We start from the raw sequence: 18247 nt of genomic DNA on the forward strand, positions 1-18247 counted from the left end.
ACTTCCGGCGCAGTCGAAACGGAAAACTCCTTGGTAAACAAAGAGTTACGCAGAATTCGACAGCGAGTTGCTTCAGTTCATCGAAGCCCAGAAGGAGTTGGTAGAGCAGTGTTGTTTGGCTCTATTAACGTTTCGATCCTCTCGGTCGAAAGCGGAGAAAAAGAGGTGTTGACAGCAGCGTGTAACGCTGTAGAATTCGCCTCCCGCTAACGAGAGATCGGAGGCGCAAGTGGTTGAAGTTGTTGAGGAAATCCTCGAAAACTTCTGAAAATAATCACTTGACAGCAAATGAGGCTGCTGTAGAATGCGCGCCTCGGTTGAGACGAAAGATCTTAACCAACCGCTCTTTAACAACTGAATCAAGCAATTCGTGTGGGTGCTTGTGGAGTCAGACTGATAGTCAACAAGATTATCAGCATCACAAGTTACTCCGCGAGAAATCAAAGATGTAACCAACGATTGCTGAGCCAAGTTTAGGGTTTCTTAAAAACCCAAAGATGTTTGAACTGAAGAGTTTGATCATGGCTCAGATTGAACGCTGGCGGCAGGCCTAACACATGCAAGTCGAGCGGTAGAGAGAAGCTTGCTTCTCTTGAGAGCGGCGGACGGGTGAGTAATGCCTAGGAATCTGCCTGGTAGTGGGGGATAACGTTCGGAAACGGACGCTAATACCGCATACGTCCTACGGGAGAAAGCAGGGGACCTTCGGGCCTTGCGCTATCAGATGAGCCTAGGTCGGATTAGCTAGTTGGTGGGGTAATGGCTCACCAAGGCGACGATCCGTAACTGGTCTGAGAGGATGATCAGTCACACTGGAACTGAGACACGGTCCAGACTCCTACGGGAGGCAGCAGTGGGGAATATTGGACAATGGGCGAAAGCCTGATCCAGCCATGCCGCGTGTGTGAAGAAGGTCTTCGGATTGTAAAGCACTTTAAGTTGGGAGGAAGGGTTGTAGATTAATACTCTGCAATTTTGACGTTACCGACAGAATAAGCACCGGCTAACTCTGTGCCAGCAGCCGCGGTAATACAGAGGGTGCAAGCGTTAATCGGAATTACTGGGCGTAAAGCGCGCGTAGGTGGTTAGTTAAGTTGGATGTGAAATCCCCGGGCTCAACCTGGGAACTGCATTCAAAACTGACTGACTAGAGTATGGTAGAGGGTGGTGGAATTTCCTGTGTAGCGGTGAAATGCGTAGATATAGGAAGGAACACCAGTGGCGAAGGCGACCACCTGGACTGATACTGACACTGAGGTGCGAAAGCGTGGGGAGCAAACAGGATTAGATACCCTGGTAGTCCACGCCGTAAACGATGTCAACTAGCCGTTGGGAGCCTTGAGCTCTTAGTGGCGCAGCTAACGCATTAAGTTGACCGCCTGGGGAGTACGGCCGCAAGGTTAAAACTCAAATGAATTGACGGGGGCCCGCACAAGCGGTGGAGCATGTGGTTTAATTCGAAGCAACGCGAAGAACCTTACCAGGCCTTGACATCCAATGAACTTTCTAGAGATAGATTGGTGCCTTCGGGAACATTGAGACAGGTGCTGCATGGCTGTCGTCAGCTCGTGTCGTGAGATGTTGGGTTAAGTCCCGTAACGAGCGCAACCCTTGTCCTTAGTTACCAGCACGTAATGGTGGGCACTCTAAGGAGACTGCCGGTGACAAACCGGAGGAAGGTGGGGATGACGTCAAGTCATCATGGCCCTTACGGCCTGGGCTACACACGTGCTACAATGGTCGGTACAGAGGGTTGCCAAGCCGCGAGGTGGAGCTAATCCCACAAAACCGATCGTAGTCCGGATCGCAGTCTGCAACTCGACTGCGTGAAGTCGGAATCGCTAGTAATCGCGAATCAGAATGTCGCGGTGAATACGTTCCCGGGCCTTGTACACACCGCCCGTCACACCATGGGAGTGGGTTGCACCAGAAGTAGCTAGTCTAACCTTCGGGGGGACGGTTACCACGGTGTGATTCATGACTGGGGTGAAGTCGTAACAAGGTAGCCGTAGGGGAACCTGCGGCTGGATCACCTCCTTAATCGACGACATCAGCTGCTCCATAAGTTCCCACACGAATTGCTTGATTCATTGAAGAAGACGAAAGAAGCAGCCCGAAATTGGGTCTGTAGCTCAGTTGGTTAGAGCGCACCCCTGATAAGGGTGAGGTCGGCAGTTCGAATCTGCCCAGACCCACCAATTTTGTGTGGGAAACGCCTGTAGAAATACGGGGCCATAGCTCAGCTGGGAGAGCGCCTGCCTTGCACGCAGGAGGTCAGCGGTTCGATCCCGCTTGGCTCCACCACTACTGCTTCTGTTTGTATAAAGCTTAGAAATGAGCATTCCATCCATGCGATGGTGAATGTTGATTTCTAGTCTTTGACTAGTTCGTTCTTTAAAAATTTGGGTATGTGATAGAAAGATAGACTGAACGTTACTTTCACTGGTAACGGATCAGGCTAAGGTAAAATTTGTGAGTTACTCAAATTGAGTATTATCGAATTTTCGGCGAATGTCGTCTTCACAGTATAACCAGATTGCTTGGGGTTATATGGTCAAGTGAAGAAGCGCATACGGTGGATGCCTTGGCAGTCAGAGGCGATGAAAGACGTGGTAGCCTGCGAAAAGCTTCGGGGAGTCGGCAAACAGACTTTGATCCGGAGATGTCTGAATGGGGGAACCCAGCCATCATAAGATGGTTATCTTAAGCTGAATACATAGGCTTAAGAGGCGAACCAGGGGAACTGAAACATCTAAGTACCCTGAGGAAAAGAAATCAACCGAGATTCCCTTAGTAGTGGCGAGCGAACGGGGACTAGCCCTTAAGTGGCTTTGAGATTAGCGGAACGCTCTGGAAAGTGCGGCCATAGTGGGTGATAGCCCTGTACGCGAAAATCTCTTAGTCATGAAATCGAGTAGGACGGAGCACGAGAAACTTTGTCTGAATATGGGGGGACCATCCTCCAAGGCTAAATACTACTGACTGACCGATAGTGAACTAGTACCGTGAGGGAAAGGCGAAAAGAACCCCGGAGAGGGGAGTGAAATAGATCCTGAAACCGTATGCGTACAAGCAGTGGGAGCCCACTTTGTTGGGTGACTGCGTACCTTTTGTATAATGGGTCAGCGACTTATTTTCAGTGGCGAGCTTAACCGAATAGGGGAGGCGTAGCGAAAGCGAGTCTTAATAGGGCGTCTAGTCGCTGGGAATAGACCCGAAACCGGGCGATCTATCCATGGGCAGGTTGAAGGTTGGGTAACACTAACTGGAGGACCGAACCGACTACCGTTGAAAAGTTAGCGGATGACCTGTGGATCGGAGTGAAAGGCTAATCAAGCTCGGAGATAGCTGGTTCTCCTCGAAAGCTATTTAGGTAGCGCCTCATGTATCACTGTAGGGGGTAGAGCACTGTTTCGGCTAGGGGGTCATCCCGACTTACCAAACCGATGCAAACTCCGAATACCTACAAGTGCCGAGCATGGGAGACACACGGCGGGTGCTAACGTCCGTCGTGAAAAGGGAAACAACCCAGACCGTCAGCTAAGGTCCCAAAGTTATGGTTAAGTGGGAAACGATGTGGGAAGGCTTAGACAGCTAGGAGGTTGGCTTAGAAGCAGCCACCCTTTAAAGAAAGCGTAATAGCTCACTAGTCGAGTCGGCCTGCGCGGAAGATGTAACGGGGCTCAAACCATACACCGAAGCTACGGGTATCATCTTAGGATGATGCGGTAGAGGAGCGTTCTGTAAGCCTGTGAAGGTGAGTTGAGAAGCTTGCTGGAGGTATCAGAAGTGCGAATGCTGACATGAGTAACGACAATGGGTGTGAAAAACACCCACGCCGAAAGACCAAGGTTTCCTGCGCAACGTTAATCGACGCAGGGTTAGTCGGTCCCTAAGGCGAGGCTGAAAAGCGTAGTCGATGGAAAACAGGTTAATATTCCTGTACTTCTGGTTATTGCGATGGAGGGACGGAGAAGGCTAGGCCAGCTTGGCGTTGGTTGTCCAAGTTTAAGGTGGTAGGCTGGAATCTTAGGTAAATCCGGGATTCTAAGGCCGAGAGCTGATGACGAGTCATCTTTTAGATGACGAAGTGGTTGATGCCATGCTTCCAAGAAAAGCTTCTAAGCTTCAGGTAACCAGGAACCGTACCCCAAACCGACACAGGTGGTTGGGTAGAGAATACCAAGGCGCTTGAGAGAACTCGGGTGAAGGAACTAGGCAAAATGGCACCGTAACTTCGGGAGAAGGTGCGCCGGTGAGGGTGAAGGACTTGCTCCGTAAGCTCATGCCGGTCGAAGATACCAGGCCGCTGCGACTGTTTATTAAAAACACAGCACTCTGCAAACACGAAAGTGGACGTATAGGGTGTGACGCCTGCCCGGTGCCGGAAGGTTAATTGATGGGGTTAGCTAACGCGAAGCTCTTGATCGAAGCCCCGGTAAACGGCGGCCGTAACTATAACGGTCCTAAGGTAGCGAAATTCCTTGTCGGGTAAGTTCCGACCTGCACGAATGGCGTAACGATGGCGGCGCTGTCTCCACCCGAGACTCAGTGAAATTGAAATCGCTGTGAAGATGCAGTGTATCCGCGGCTAGACGGAAAGACCCCGTGAACCTTTACTATAGCTTTGCACTGGACTTTGAATTTGCTTGTGTAGGATAGGTGGGAGGCTTTGAAGCGTGGACGCCAGTTCGCGTGGAGCCAACCTTGAAATACCACCCTGGCAACTTTGAGGTTCTAACTCAGGTCCGTTATCCGGATCGAGGACAGTGTATGGTGGGTAGTTTGACTGGGGCGGTCTCCTCCTAAAGAGTAACGGAGGAGTACGAAGGTGCGCTCAGACCGGTCGGAAATCGGTCGTAGAGTATAAAGGCAAAAGCGCGCTTGACTGCGAGACAGACACGTCGAGCAGGTACGAAAGTAGGTCTTAGTGATCCGGTGGTTCTGTATGGAAGGGCCATCGCTCAACGGATAAAAGGTACTCCGGGGATAACAGGCTGATACCGCCCAAGAGTTCATATCGACGGCGGTGTTTGGCACCTCGATGTCGGCTCATCACATCCTGGGGCTGAAGCCGGTCCCAAGGGTATGGCTGTTCGCCATTTAAAGTGGTACGCGAGCTGGGTTTAGAACGTCGTGAGACAGTTCGGTCCCTATCTGCCGTGGACGTTTGAGATTTGAGAGGGGCTGCTCCTAGTACGAGAGGACCGGAGTGGACGAACCTCTGGTGTTCCGGTTGTCACGCCAGTGGCATTGCCGGGTAGCTATGTTCGGAATAGATAACCGCTGAAAGCATCTAAGCGGGAAACTAGCCTCAAGATGAGATCTCACTGGAACCTTGAGTTCCCTAAAGGGCCGTCGAAGACTACGACGTTGATAGGTTGGGTGTGTAAGCGCTGTGAGGCGTTGAGCTAACCAATACTAATTGCCCGTGAGGCTTGACCATATAACACCCAAGCAATTTGACTACTCTTGACTTGGAAACAAGCAAAAGCATCAGATTGCGGTGTGTGAAGACGAAATGAACCGAAAGTTCGAATCTCACAAAACACCGAAAGCTATCACATACCCAATTTGCTGAAGCGAGGCCATCTGGTCACGACTCAGTACCCGAATTTCTTGACGACCATAGAGCATTGGAACCACCTGATCCCATCCCGAACTCAGCAGTGAAACGATGCATCGCCGATGGTAGTGTGGGGTTTCCCCATGTGAGAGTAGGTCATCGTCAAGATTAAATTCCGAAACCCCTGTTTGCTAACGCAAACAGGGGTTTTGTTTATGTAGAAGTCCATGAATTTCACCGAACCGTTGCTAGTGCAACGCTCTGGTACACAGAATTTCTTGACGACCATAGAGCATTGGAACCACCTGATCCCATCCCGAACTCAGCAGTGAAACGATGCATCGCCGATGGTAGTGTGGGGTTTCCCCATGTGAGAGTAGGTCATCGTCAAGATCAAATTCCGAAACCCCCGTCTGTTAACGCAGACGGGGGTTTTGTCGTTTTGGGGGCTTATGTGTCCTTTGCTGACCGCCTGTCAGTTTCCTGCATAAAAAGAAGATGTATCCCACAAATTCCTAAGATTTATCCAACCTTGGCCGAAAGCCTGATGAGCCATGCGTGCACCGAAATAGAGCGGTCGTAGAGTCCGCCTATACCGTACATGGAACGTTGCATTCGGCACGCTCACCCCCTTTTGGCAAAAAGAAGTCGATGAAATGAATCTCAAGTTCAGTCATAAAATTCTGTTGGCCGCGTCAGGCGTTGTGGTTTTGGCCTTCGCGCTGTTTACGTTGTACAACGACTACCTGCAGCGCAACACCATCAGGCAAAATCTGGAGTCATCTATTGAGCAGTCGGGTGACCTGACTGCCAGCAGTGTGCAGAACTGGCTCAGTGGCCGGATACTGGTCCTGGAGAATCTCGCGCAGAACGTTGCTCATCAAGGCGCCAACGCCGACCTCCCCGGCCTGGTTGATCAACCGGCGTTCACCTCGAACTTCCAGTTCACCTACGTTGGCTCAACCAACGGTGTCTTCACTCAGCGTCCTGACGCGAAAATGCCTGAAGGCTACGATCCGCGTCAGCGCCCGTGGTACAAGCAAGCGGTCGCTGCCGACAAACCCATGCTGACGCCGCCTTATATGGCCGCCGTCGGTGGTTTGATCGTCACCATCGCGATGCCGGTCAAGAAAAATGGTGAGCTGCTGGGTGTAGTGGGTGGTGACTTGAGCCTGCAAACCCTGGTGAAAATCATCAACTCGGTGGACTTCGGCGGGATTGGCCACGCGTTCCTGGTCAGCGGCGATGGGCAGGTAATCGTCAGCCCTGACCAAGAGCAGGTAATGAAAAACCTCAAGGATATCTATCCAGGCAGCGGTGTCCGGATTGAGAAGGTTAATCAGGATGTCGTCCTCAATGGTCAGGACCGCATCCTGTCCTTCACCCCGATCAGCGGCTTGCCGGGTGCAGATTGGTACATAGGCCTGTCGATCGACAAAGACAAAGCCTACGCCCCCCTGGGTAAATTCCGCACCTCCGCTTTGATCGCGATGTTTATTGCCGTCACAGCGATTGCCGTGTTGCTGAGCCTGTTGATCCAGGTGCTGATGCGCCCACTGACCACCATGGGCCGCGCGATGCAGGACATTGCTCAAGGCGAGGGTGACCTGACCCGCCGCCTGGTCGTGGAAAGCAAAGATGAATTCGGCGAGCTGGGTAGTGCGTTCAACCAGTTTGTCGAGCGTATTCATGCCTCGATCAGCGAAGTGTCCTCGGCGACCAGGCATGTACACGATCTTTCCCAGCGCGTGATGGCATCGTCCAACGCCTCGATCATCGGCTCCGACGAGCAGAGCGCCCGTACCAACAGCGTTGCTGCGGCCATTAACGAACTGGGTGCCGCCACCCAGGAAATCGCCCGTAACGCCGCTGACGCCTCGCAACACGCCAGTGGCGCCAGCGAGCAAGCCGATGACGGTCGCCAGGTGGTGGAGAAAACCATCCTGGCGATGTCCGAGCTGTCGCAGAAGATCAGCTTGTCCTGCACGCAGATCGAAACCTTGAATGCCAGTACCGACAACATTGGCCACATTCTCGATGTGATCAAAGGCATCTCTCAGCAAACCAACCTGCTGGCCCTCAATGCCGCCATTGAAGCGGCCCGTGCCGGTGAAGCCGGCCGTGGCTTTGCCGTGGTCGCCGACGAAGTGCGCAACCTGGCTCACCGTACCCAGGAATCGGCGGAGGAGATCCACAAGATGATCACCTCGTTGCAGATCGGTTCACGCGAAGCGGTCACCACAATGAACGCCAGTCAGGTGTCCAGCGAAGAAAGTGTCGAGGTTGCCAACCAGGCCGGTGAGCGCTTGATCAGCGTGACCCAGCGAATCGTCGAGATTGATGGCATGAACCAATCGGTGGCGGCAGCCACTGAGGAACAGACTGCCGTGGTGGAAACCCTCAATGTTGATATCAACCAGATCAACCTGCTGAACCAGCAAGGTGTGGCCAACCTCAACGAGACCTTGAAAGACTGTGACGCGCTGTCACAACAAGCCAATCGCTTGAAGCAGTTGGTCGACAGTTTCAAGATCTGATCACCACGGGGTAAATGTGGCGCAGTGCAGCAGTGCACTGCGCCATTTTTTTCAGCCAAGCAACCGGCGTACGTTATCCAGCGCACTGTCGGCGAAGTCCTGGATAAACTGTTCAAACCCCTTTTTATCGCGGGCATCAACGGGCTCGGCGATGATGGTCCAGGTCGCCCGCGCTTGTTGCCCCTCAAGCGACTCAACAGCCATTGCCGCCCACAGTCGGGCCACGCCCAAGGTGTTATAGATCGTCGTCCACGTCATGTGCATCGTCCGCGCATCGTGGCTGTTGAGCTGTTCCACGACGATATTGCCATCGTGGAACCATTTCTTGCGTAGCGATCCCACCCCGCTGCCCGTCATGCTGATACGGGCGAGGGCAGGAATGAACGCGTCAAATCCCTCGAAACGCCCCACGACCGCCCATAGCTCATCGGCGCTGCAGGCAATCACCACAGATGACACCACAGGCCTGCCCAGGGGGTTTTTGATCAACGTATCGGGTTGCAGCTGTCTCATAAGTATTTCCTGAAGGCGGGGGTCACAGAAAGCCGATGGCATTGAGGTATTGGCATCCTCTGCGTAATAACTCGGGTGCTTTTTCGGGATACTGCACACCCATTTGTTCGACGCCATGGCGTGCGTTCTCATGGCGAATCATCGAAATATCGCCGATGTCTTCTCCCAGCCCATTGAGGTAGAACCCGAGCACACCGAAAAGGGCATTCTCGCGACCTACTTCGCGCAGATGGTGCTGCCAATCCGCGACGCTTACCAACTCGAACGCATGACCTGCCTGGCGAAATGACTCCACGTAGGTTTCCCACCTCAGGGGCTGCGGATTGTGCAGGTTGAAGACGCTACGCTCGGCAACGTAGTTGCCACTGTGGAAGGCAATGAACCGTGCCAGGAAATCCACTGGCATCAGGTCGAAGTTCAAGCCCAGGCGTGGCACCCGGCCCAGCTGCAGCGATCCCTTGAGCATCAGCAGCAGGCGGTTCTTGTGGGGTTGGCAGACACCGTTGTGGCTATTGAAACTGATGTTCCCGGGTCGATAGATATTGATCCAGGCACCTTGTCCGGCGGCACGCCCCAATAGACGTTCGGCCACCCATTTGGACAGGTTGTAGCCGTTCTTGATGTACAGCGGTGGGGTGCTTGCCGCCGGCGCTTCAAGCACTTGCCCGTCGGCCCCAACGCTACTCGACGCGGATAGTGTGGAGACAAAATTGAGCACCTTCTTGCAATGGGTTTCGCACAGGCGCAGGCATTCAATGACCGGCTCCACGTTGTCCTTGGCCAGCGATGCGTAGTCCATGACGTGATTGACGTGGGCCGCGCTGTGTACCAGCACCCCGAACTGGCGGGCGAGGCGTTCATATGCATGTGCCTCCAGGCCTAAACGAGGTTGGCGCAGGTCAGCGGTGTATACCCGTACGCGGCTCAGGTCCAGGTGTTCCAGGCGGTATTCACGCATGGCGTCGGCAAACCGTATGGCGGCCGATTGTCCTGGGTTTTCGCGAACCAGGCAGGCGACTTCTGTCGCTCCGGCCACCAGCAAGGCTTCGACGATATGTATACCCAAAAAGCTGTTGGCGCCGGTCACGATAGCCTTGTGGCGATCACCGGCACGCGCCCCTGGCAGCACGGGGATATCCAGCGGGCGTAGTGCATCGCTTATCGCCCGGGCGGTGGGCGCCGTCCCCGGCGCGCTGTCGCCCATCAACGCCGCGAGTGTCTGCACCGTTGGCGCTTCGATAAACCGGTTGAGGGGCAGGCTGCGTCCGTACAACTCGCGAATCCGCAGGAGCATGGTCGAAAGCAGAATGGAGTGACCGCCGAGATGGAAAAAACTGTCGTCAGTCGAGATCTCGTTGACCGGCAACCCCAGCAGCTCACTCCACAGGTCCAGCAATTGCGCTTCCACCGGCGTTTGGGGGAGGCAATGGGGGTTATCTGAGACGGCCTGCACGACCAGTGCCTGTAATGCCTGGCGATCAACTTTGCCATTGCTGCCATAGGGCAGGCTCGTCAACTCAGTGAATACGGTCGGCTGCATATAGTCCGGCAGCGTTTGCCTGGCGTGTTGCTTGAGCGCTGCCAGGGCCGCGCCCGAATAGCTGGGATCAGCGTGTGCCACGAACACGAGAATTCTTCGCTCACGATTAATCACCACCGCCACCTGGCGAAACAACTGGCTGGCGCGCAAACACTGCTCAATCTCCTGGGGCTCGACCCGAAAACCGCGGATCTTCACCTGCTGGTCCTGGCGCCCGACCAGTTCGATGCCCTCTGCAGTCCATTTCGCCATGTCTCCCGTGCGATAGGTGCGCAGGGTTCGGCCATCAGGCAGCGCAAGGTGCACAAAGTGCTCGGCGGTCTGCCGTGGCTGGTTCACATACCCAAGGCTTACTCCAGGGCCTGCGATGTACAGCTCGCCAACCACCTGATCCTCAACCGGTCGGCGCTGCTCGTCGAGGATCAGCACCTGACTGTTGGCGATGGGCATGCCGAGGTTGAGATTGCTGTCGTCAGCCCGCATCCGCCGGCTGCTGACCAGCACCGTGGCCTCTGTCGGGCCATACAGGTTGTGCAGGGCGCATTGCCCGGCCATTTGCTCAATGACATGGGGCTCACAGATATCACCGCCGGTCAGCAGGTGCTCCAGGCCCAGCGGCCGATCCATCGGCAGCAGGCTCAACAGCGCAGGTGGCAGGAAGGCATGAGTGATGCGCCGTTGCCGGATCAGTTCCACCAACTGGCGAGGGTCGCGACGCTGTTCTTCGCTGGGAACAATCAGGGTCGCGCCCTGGCTCAGGGCCGGAAAAAGGTCGATCAGTGAAGAGTCAAAACTCAAGGAAGAAAATTGCAGTACGCGGCTGTGCTCACTGAGCTCGACATACTGGCTGTACCACGCCGAGAAATGGGCCAGGTTCTGCTGGCTGAGCAAAACGCCCTTGGGCTGGCCGGTGGTGCCGGAGGTGTAGAGCACCATGCTGGCGCTATCAATCGAGGGTAACGTCAGGGCCAGGGGGCAGCGCTCGTCCATGTGCCGGCTGTCTATGCCGCTGACATCCACCCCAGTGAAATGCTCGCGCAACGGATGTTGGCCGTCATCGAGCAACACCGTGGCCCCTGCATTCTCCAGCATGGCCCGCTGGCGCGGCAGCGGATGGCTCGGCTCCAGTGGCAGATAGACCGCGCCGCAGCCAAGAATCGCCAGAATGCTGGCATACAACTCAACCGACTTGCCCAGGCAAATACCGACCACGGGCACCTGCCCAGGCCCGAGCAACGGCCGCAAAACCTGCTGGATCGCCAGGCTGTGTCGCAACAGGCGTCGATAACTCAGGCTGAGGCCGGCGATCTCCAGGGCCGGCCTATCGGCGAAGACCCGCAAGCTGTGCTCCAACTGTTTGACCAGCGGCGTCCGGGCTTTTTGCAGCAGCGCCGGCTCATCGGTCCGGTTAAGGCGATGCAGGTAGGCCAGCCCCTCCAGGCCTTGCAGGCTTTGCTCTGGAAGGGGGGAGGCGCTCGCACGTTGGGCAAAATGTCCGGGGTTGCGCGCGAAGCCGCTGACCTGCCGCACAATCCACTCGACCAACTGTGTCACCGCCTGGCGTCGCAGTTGTTGACCGTTGCCGCAGGCTGGCGGTGCTACATCCAGCACGGCCAGCAGTTGCGATACGCGGTCATAGCAGCGTATTTGCAGGGCCGGCAGGCCGCACTCGCTCAAGGGGCCGATGGCCAGGCGCAGGCTCATCACGACCATGCCGGGCGAATCCTGGGCGACGGGCTGAGTGCCGTCTTCAATCAGCAAGTCGATGGCCGGCTCCTGCGCACCAAGGTCATGACCATAGGGTTCCAGTGCCTGCGTCAGCTCGTGCAAGGCCGTACTGGTACCGACCGGCCTAATCCCTAGGCGTCTCATGACGGGCTCCCGGATACGGGCAGATACGCGCTCATCGCCTGGGCGACGCAGGGTGTTTGCAGCAGCCCGCTGCGGCGCAGGAAACCCATGATGTTGCTGATCAGCGGGTGCTGGCGGGTGATGGGAAAGGCCAGGGCATTTACCTCGACCCGCAAAGCTTCGCGGACGGAGGGACTGATATCCAGATGGTCGATCAACAGCAGGTCGAAGTCCCTTTGCAGGTCACTGGTCAAATAGTGCTGCAGGAAGATCGGCAGCATCTGGGCGAGACAGTGGCGGTCTGCTTCGCTTGCCGTTTGCCAGTAGAGCCGCACCAGGCCGGTCCAGAAGCTGGCGTGGCGGCCCTCATCAGCCAGATGGTCGGCCATCAACCCCCTTACCGACTGTTTGACGCTGTCATCCTTGGCAAACGCCGCCACGTCATGGGTGACTGTGTTCTCGGCAATCGCCACGCCGATCAGCTCCACGGCATCACGCAGATGTGCCGGTACGCGGGCCTGCGCGCTGGGTATGGCACGGCTCAACTCGATGGCCGCAGGTAGCGCCAGCGGCGCAATACCCGTCTTCTCCTGCGTTTGCTGCATGAAGTCCAGGGCAACGAGGGCGTGGTAATCCTCATCGACCACCACGGTCATGGCGGCGTAGCGGCAGGCCACAGGGAAGGGGATTGAAAAGCGATTCTTGGCGATGCTCCTCGCGGTTTTATCGACGATCTCGGTTTCAAAGATCACCACGTCGTTGATGAATTTGTAGAACGTCTGCACCAGGACAAACTCGCGCCACTGCGGACAATGCTCCAGAAAGCCTGCACTGAGCACCAACGGTTGACGACATAGGGGATAGATCAACTTGTCGTCATCTTCCAGCAGGCGACGCGGGCGAGTACGGATGGTCGCCTGCTGCTCCCAGTCGGTCGCGAATGAGCGGTAGTCGGCAGCGGTCACAGGCTCACCTCCTGGCATCCTGCGTGCCGGCGCAGGCCGTCCCACAGGGCGATGCGGCTCTCTACGGCGCTGATGGCAGCATTCCAGGCCTGTTGTTCGCGCAGGGGATCTGCCTGGATCAGCCGCTGTAGCAGGTGTTCTGCGGCCGGTTCATGACCCTGGGCGTCCAGCTCGATGTGCCGCTGCAGGTAATAGCACAAGCTGGGGGCTTGCCGATGAGCGACATCGCAGCCTTCCAGGAGGCGCTTGAACATCGCCGGGATGACACTTTCGCGGCCATGCAGGAAGGTCGCGGCGACACAATGGGTCGGTGCGTTCAAGGCGACGTCCAGGGTGTGCCGCACAAAGCGCTCTACCGCAGGATCAATGGTGATCTGTGCCAAGGCGCTGTCGACGCTTGCTCCCTCACGCTGCAACGCGATGAATCGTTCGATGGTGATGGTGCAGGCTCCCACCTCGCGCATGGCCTCCAGATACAGTTCGAAGTGACTGCTGTGCCCGACGCCCTGGCGCTGGTCTGATTCCTCGTCCAGGACAATTTCGTTGATCAGCCGCGCGGCCTGTGGGTCTGTCGGCGGCAGCCAGGGCAGGCGGATGCAGGTCAGGTCCTGTTGCAGGCGTTTGGTCAGGGTCATGAAGTCCCAGACGGCGAACACATGGTTTTGCATAAAGTGTTGTAGTTGCGGGAAAGAATTGATTTCCAGGAAAATCGGATGCTCATGTAATTGTTGTTTTTTATGTCTAAGTAGTTCTTGTAGTTGAAACATGGTTAATGCCTATAAGTCGTTATGTCGACTCAAATAAAAAGTTTGTTTAGAACCAAGCGTGGGTTGTTGCGAGTACTTCGTTGCCCGGCAAGCAACAGGTAGTGACAAAGCATCCTATTCTTGTTGGAGCGCGCGTCGTCCACAGCTATGCCCAAGCCTGTGCCTACGCTTTCGAATGAAGTGCCAAGACCAATTAAAGAATAATCACTTGGTTAAGTGTTCAAATACTTTCTGAGTTGTATAAGGTTTTTTTGCAGGAAGGGAAATGCTGCAGTTGAACTTACTGTTCGGGGTGGGAACTTTCCTTGTTGTTTGCGAGTTTTATGTGGGTGGACTTAACGGGCAGGATTTGATCCATTATTGCTTTGCAACGCTGCAGGTTCCTATCGGTCGATATCGAGTCTGTTGGCGCAACCATCCAGGAGGGTGACGGCAGGCATGGACCGGCTTTGGGCGTGTGCGGCGCCTGGTCATCCAGGTCGCGCACTGGGCGGCTAAAGCCGGGAGAAGTCAACGCGGACCTTTGTCGTTGTCCTGTTCAATGCTGTTGAGGTATTGAGTGATCACTTCCATGCCGCGCATCAGGTGATTACGCAGCGTCAGCACGCTCTGCTCGACTTTTTTCTGCGCGACCAGATTCAGCAACTCGCGATGGTCCTCCTGGGAGGTTTTGCCCAGTCCCATGGCTTCAAGGTTGAAGCGCAGGAACCGCTCCTCCTCGTTCAGCCCGTGTTCCACCAGGTTCAACAACCGCTGGTTGGGTGCCTTGCCATACAACGCCATGTGAAACAGGCGGTTGAGCCGGCCGATTTCGGTGTAGTCGGTTTCGCACTCAAGGGTGTCGATCAAGGCGCCCGCCTGCTCGATATCGCTCTGGGTGAGTAATGGGATCGACAAACGCAGTGCTTCCGACTCCAGGAGAATACGCAGGGCGTAGGTCTCCGCCGAGTTATCTTCAATCAGCGGAGCAACCACGGCGCCTTTATGGGTTACCACATGCAACAGCGACTGTGCCTCCAGCTGGCGCAGGGCTTCGCGCACCGGCATCCGGCTGACCCCGAACAGGCTGGCCAGCTCTTGCTGGCGCATGGCGGTGCCGCAGGGCAGGCGACCATCCAGTATGGCGTTGCGCAATGTTTCTTCAATAACGGAGCGCGCGAGGTGAGCGGGAATGGGCCCACTGATCTTGATGCTGCTCAAAGGGTTCGGCTTGTGCGTCACGACTACGCTATCCTCCTTTCTTGTTGGAATGGGTTTTGGCTAATTGGATCCAAAGAACACTAGAGATTGCATGCAGGCTTGTCAAACAGGCAAAGTTTCCCTTTGTAAGCGACTCAACAGCGCGGTTTTACATCGCACATTATGGCTGGCGGGCGTCTTACAAGTGCGATTGCTTTAGCTGAGTGGACGCTGGGTGATTGCACTGTGCCATTGTCTTTTGCCGACTGACCCTTCACCATCGAATGATTCTCCGTCTCTTTCTACGGACTGAAGCCATTGGCGGTACGTTTTACTCCCTCGCGGATCCTGTGCTGGCTGTTTTCAGCGCTGCTGCTGGCTGGCTTATTGCCTGGCGGGCTGCATGCCGATTGGGATTTTTCCCAGATCAGCCGGCGCGCTACAGCGCTCTATGGACCGCTGGGCGCGGGCCAGCAGCGTATCGACGACTGGCAGCGGCTGCTGGCCACGCAAAAACAAGGCAGCGAGTTGGAGCAGCTCAAGGTGGTCAACCTGTTCTTCAACAAGCGGGTGCGCTATGTCGAAGATGTCGACTTATGGAGCCAGGTCGATTATTGGGAGACGCCCATCGAAGCCCTGTGGAAGGGCGCCGGCGATTGTGAAGACTATGCCATTGCCAAGTATTTCAGCCTGCGGCACCTGGGCGTCTCCAGCGACAAATTGCGCATTACCTACGTCAAGGCATTGCGGCAGAATCGCGCCCATATGGTCTTGACCTATTATTCGACGCCAGAGGCCATGCCACTGGTACTCGACAGCCTGATCGACGAGATCCAGCCTGCCAGCCAACGGACCGACTTGCTGCCGGTCTACTCCTTCAACGCCGAAGGCTTGTACCTGCCCGGCGCCAAAGGCAACAAAAAGGTTGGCGACACCAAGCGCCTGTCGCGCTGGCAGGATGTGTTGAAAAAAATGCGGGCGGAAGGCTTCCCAGCCGAGCCGGCCAACTAGGAGTAACTGTTCAGATGTCACTGTTCAAACAGCTGTTGATCGCTATCTGTCTGTTCCTGGTGGTCGCCTTCAGCGGCAGCTTCATGGTCAGCCTGGAAAGTTCGCGTACCCAATACGTGAACCAACTGCGCTCCCACGCGCAGGACGCGGCGACCGCTCTGGCGCTGTCCCTGACGCCCAATATCGACGACCCGGCGATGGTCGAACTGCTGGTCAGCTCGATCTTCGACAGCGGTTATTACGCGAGCATCCGCGTGGTCGACGTGACCAATGACCAGGTCATCGTCGAGCGCAGTGGTATCCCCGACAACAACGGCGTGCCCAACTGGTTCGTCAAGTTGATCGGCCTGGAACCGGCCGGCGGCGACGCCCTGGTCAGCCGTGGTTGGGAGCAGGCGGCGCGGGTCGAGGTGGTCAGCCATCCGATGTTCGCCCTGGCCAAGCTGTGGCAGAGCGCCCTGGGCAGCCTGGGCTGGCTGCTGCTGTGCGGCGCCGTCAGTGCGGTGCTGGGTGCGCTGTTACTGCGCCGGCAACTCAAGCCTCTGGACTATATGGTCAAACAGTCCCATGCCATTGCCCGCCGTGAGTTCCTGAGCCTGCCGGATCTGCCGCGCACCCCGGAGCTGCGCCGCGTGGTACAGGCGATGAACCAGATGGTGGAAAAGCTCAAGGCACTGTTCCAGGAACAGGCCGAGCGCAGCGAAAAACTGCGGGTGGAATCCTATCAGGACAACCTCACGGGCCTGGCCAACCGTCGTTATTTCGAGATGCAACTCAATGCCCGGGTCAGCAACCCCGAAGAAACCAGCTCAGGCTACCTGCTGGTGCTGCGGGTCAAGGACCTGGCCGGCCTCAACCAGCGCCTCGGTGGCCAGCGCACCGACCAGCTGCTGCAGGCAGTCGGCGAACAACTGCTGCGCCAGTGCGAGCCGTACCCGGAAACCCATAACCTGATTACGCGCATCCGCGGCGGCGAGTTTGCCGTGCTGGCGCCGGGGCTGATGCGTGAAGAGGCGATGCAGCTGGCGCAGAACCTGGAAAGCACCCTGCAAAGCCTGCAAGCCACCGGCGCCAGTGACGTTTCGCCGGTTGCCTGTATCGGCCTGGCGCCGTTCAGTCACGGTGATTCCCCCCAGGCCCTGCTGACCCTGGCCGACCAGGCATTGGCCCAGGCCGAAACCCTGGGTGACGTGAGTTGGGTGTGCCTGGACCACAGCGCTGCCGCCAGCGTCGGCGACGATCATCATGCCTGGCACTCACTGTTGGACCTGGCGCTGAGCCAGCAACGCTTCGAGCTGTACTTCCAGCCGGTGGTGGCCGCCCAGGATCCGCAACTGATCCTGCACTACAAAGTGCTCTCGCGTTTGGTGGACGATCAGGGCCACACCATCCCGGCCGGCCGTTTCCTGCCTTGGCTGGAGCGGTTTGGCTGGTCGGCGCGTCTGGACCGACTGATGCTCGAGCTGGTGCTCAAGCAGATGGCCAGCCATGAACATTCGTTGGCCCTGAACCTGTCTGCAGCCACGCTGGCAGACCCCCAAGCCCTGAACCGCGTGTTCGACCTGCTGCGTCAGCATTCCAACCTGGGCCCGCGCCTGACCCTGGAAATCGGTGAAGAGCAACTGCCCGAACAGGCGGTACTGGAGCAGTTGACCCAGCGCCTGCGGGAGCTGAACTTCTCCCTCAGCCTGCAACGTTTTGGCGGGCGCTTCAGCATGATCGGTAACCTGGCGCGCCTGGGCCTGGCCTACCTGAAGATCGATGGCAGCTACATCCGCGACATCGACCAGGAAAGCGACAAGCGCCTGTTTATCGAAGCTATCCAGCGCGCAGCCCACAGCATCGACTTGCCGCTGATTGCCGAGCGGGTCGAAACCGAGGGTGAGTTGCAGGTGATTCGCGAGATGGGGATTTTTGGCGTGCAGGGCCAGCTGTTTGGCGAGCCGGCGCCCTGGCGCTGAGGCCGTGGCCGGCCTCAGATCAGGCCGGTCTCATCATCATTGATCAGGTGGCTCAGGCCACCCAGTGATTCCCGTGCGTGGCTGCGATCCTTGAGCTTGGCTTGCGCGGCAACCGGCAGGTCCGTGAGGTTGATCACGCCTTTCTGGATCAGCACCTGAATCAAGTCTTCCAGCACCCGAATCATCTCCGAGTCACTGTGCTTGAGCTGCTTGAGGCTCAGCTCCGCTTCTTCATTGGCAAACCAGGCCTGGATCTCATGATGATCCGCGGGCAGGGTGCCGGTCGATTCGGCGAAGGCAACCGCTTCGGCGCGAATCAGCTCACCCTGTGCATCACGTTGCACGTAGAACATTGAA

The 18247-nt window shown here is 56.6% G+C and carries 9 protein-coding genes, 2 tRNA genes and 4 rRNA genes; 9 read left to right on the forward strand and 6 right to left on the reverse strand.

Annotated features, from left to right (window positions below; all coding sequences use genetic code 11):
• The first annotated feature begins 503 nt into the window (after positions 1–503).
• The 7 genes from PSH73_RS00565 to PSH73_RS00595 all read left to right on the forward strand — a co-directional run bounded on the left by PSH73_RS00565 (position 504) and on the right by PSH73_RS00595 (position 8103).
• Positions 504–2040, forward strand: a 16S ribosomal RNA gene (locus tag PSH73_RS00565).
• An 81-nt stretch (positions 2041–2121) separates the two neighbouring features.
• A tRNA-Ile gene (locus PSH73_RS00570) sits at positions 2122–2198 on the forward strand.
• 30 nt (positions 2199–2228) lie between these two features.
• Positions 2229–2304 (forward strand) — tRNA-Ala (locus PSH73_RS00575).
• Between the two features lie 248 nt (positions 2305–2552).
• Positions 2553–5446 (forward strand): 23S ribosomal RNA (locus PSH73_RS00580).
• Positions 5447–5618: 172 nt separating this feature from the next.
• Positions 5619–5734: ribosomal RNA gene (gene rrf, locus PSH73_RS00585) — 5S ribosomal RNA — on the forward strand.
• A 109-nt stretch (positions 5735–5843) separates the two neighbouring features.
• A 5S ribosomal RNA gene (gene rrf, locus PSH73_RS00590) occupies positions 5844–5959 on the forward strand.
• Together the 16S, 23S and 5S rRNA genes with 2 tRNA genes alongside form the textbook arrangement of a ribosomal RNA operon.
• A gap of 263 nt (positions 5960–6222) precedes the next feature.
• On the forward strand, positions 6223–8103 hold the full coding sequence (locus PSH73_RS00595; protein ID WP_057441336.1) for a methyl-accepting chemotaxis protein: 1881 nt from the start codon (positions 6223–6225) through the stop codon (positions 8101–8103).
• Between the two features lie 51 nt (positions 8104–8154).
• Here PSH73_RS00595 and PSH73_RS00600 read toward each other — a convergent pair whose 3' ends face one another.
• From PSH73_RS00600 to PSH73_RS00620, 5 genes are all read right to left on the reverse strand, one after another.
• Positions 8155–8616 (reverse strand): SRPBCC family protein, encoded by a 462-nt coding sequence (locus PSH73_RS00600; RefSeq protein WP_057957926.1) that lies wholly within the window; start codon positions 8614–8616, stop codon positions 8155–8157.
• Positions 8617–8638: 22 nt separating this feature from the next.
• Positions 8639–12028, reverse strand: coding sequence for an amino acid adenylation domain-containing protein (locus tag PSH73_RS00605; protein WP_305461740.1), 3390 nt, complete (start codon positions 12026–12028; stop codon positions 8639–8641).
• A complete protein-coding gene (locus tag PSH73_RS00610) occupies positions 12025–12972 on the reverse strand; it encodes a diiron oxygenase (RefSeq protein ID WP_120731171.1) in 948 nt (315 codons plus the stop codon). The genes PSH73_RS00605 and PSH73_RS00610 overlap by 4 nt, the downstream gene beginning before the upstream one ends.
• Positions 12969–13739, reverse strand: coding sequence for a DUF3050 domain-containing protein (locus PSH73_RS00615; protein ID WP_057957929.1), 771 nt, complete (start codon positions 13737–13739; stop codon positions 12969–12971). Before PSH73_RS00615 ends, PSH73_RS00610 begins: the two co-directional genes overlap by 4 nt.
• 510 nt (positions 13740–14249) lie before the next feature.
• Positions 14250–14960, reverse strand: coding sequence for a GntR family transcriptional regulator (locus tag PSH73_RS00620; protein WP_057957930.1), 711 nt, complete (start codon positions 14958–14960; stop codon positions 14250–14252).
• A 276-nt stretch (positions 14961–15236) separates the two neighbouring features.
• Between PSH73_RS00620 and lapG the strand changes: the two genes are divergently transcribed.
• Both lapG and lapD read left to right on the forward strand, forming a co-directional pair.
• A complete protein-coding gene (gene lapG / locus PSH73_RS00625; RefSeq protein WP_057441344.1) occupies positions 15237–15929 on the forward strand; it encodes a cysteine protease LapG in 693 nt (230 codons plus the stop codon).
• 14 nt (positions 15930–15943) lie between these two features.
• Positions 15944–17890 carry a cyclic di-GMP receptor LapD gene (lapD, locus tag PSH73_RS00630; RefSeq protein WP_057957931.1) on the forward strand — a complete coding sequence of 649 codons (1947 nt, stop codon included), beginning with the start codon at positions 15944–15946 and terminating at the stop codon, positions 17888–17890.
• A 14-nt stretch (positions 17891–17904) separates the two neighbouring features.
• On the opposite strand, the gene PSH73_RS00635 is transcribed toward lapD, so the two are convergent.
• Positions 17905–18243 (reverse strand): hypothetical protein, encoded by a 339-nt coding sequence (locus tag PSH73_RS00635; protein WP_057441348.1) that lies wholly within the window; start codon positions 18241–18243, stop codon positions 17905–17907.
• Positions 18244–18247: the final 4 nt, after the last annotated feature.

The sequence above is a fragment of the Pseudomonas sp. FP2294 genome, from assembly GCF_030687625.1.
Taxonomy (GTDB): domain Bacteria; phylum Pseudomonadota; class Gammaproteobacteria; order Pseudomonadales; family Pseudomonadaceae; genus Aquipseudomonas; species Aquipseudomonas shahriarae.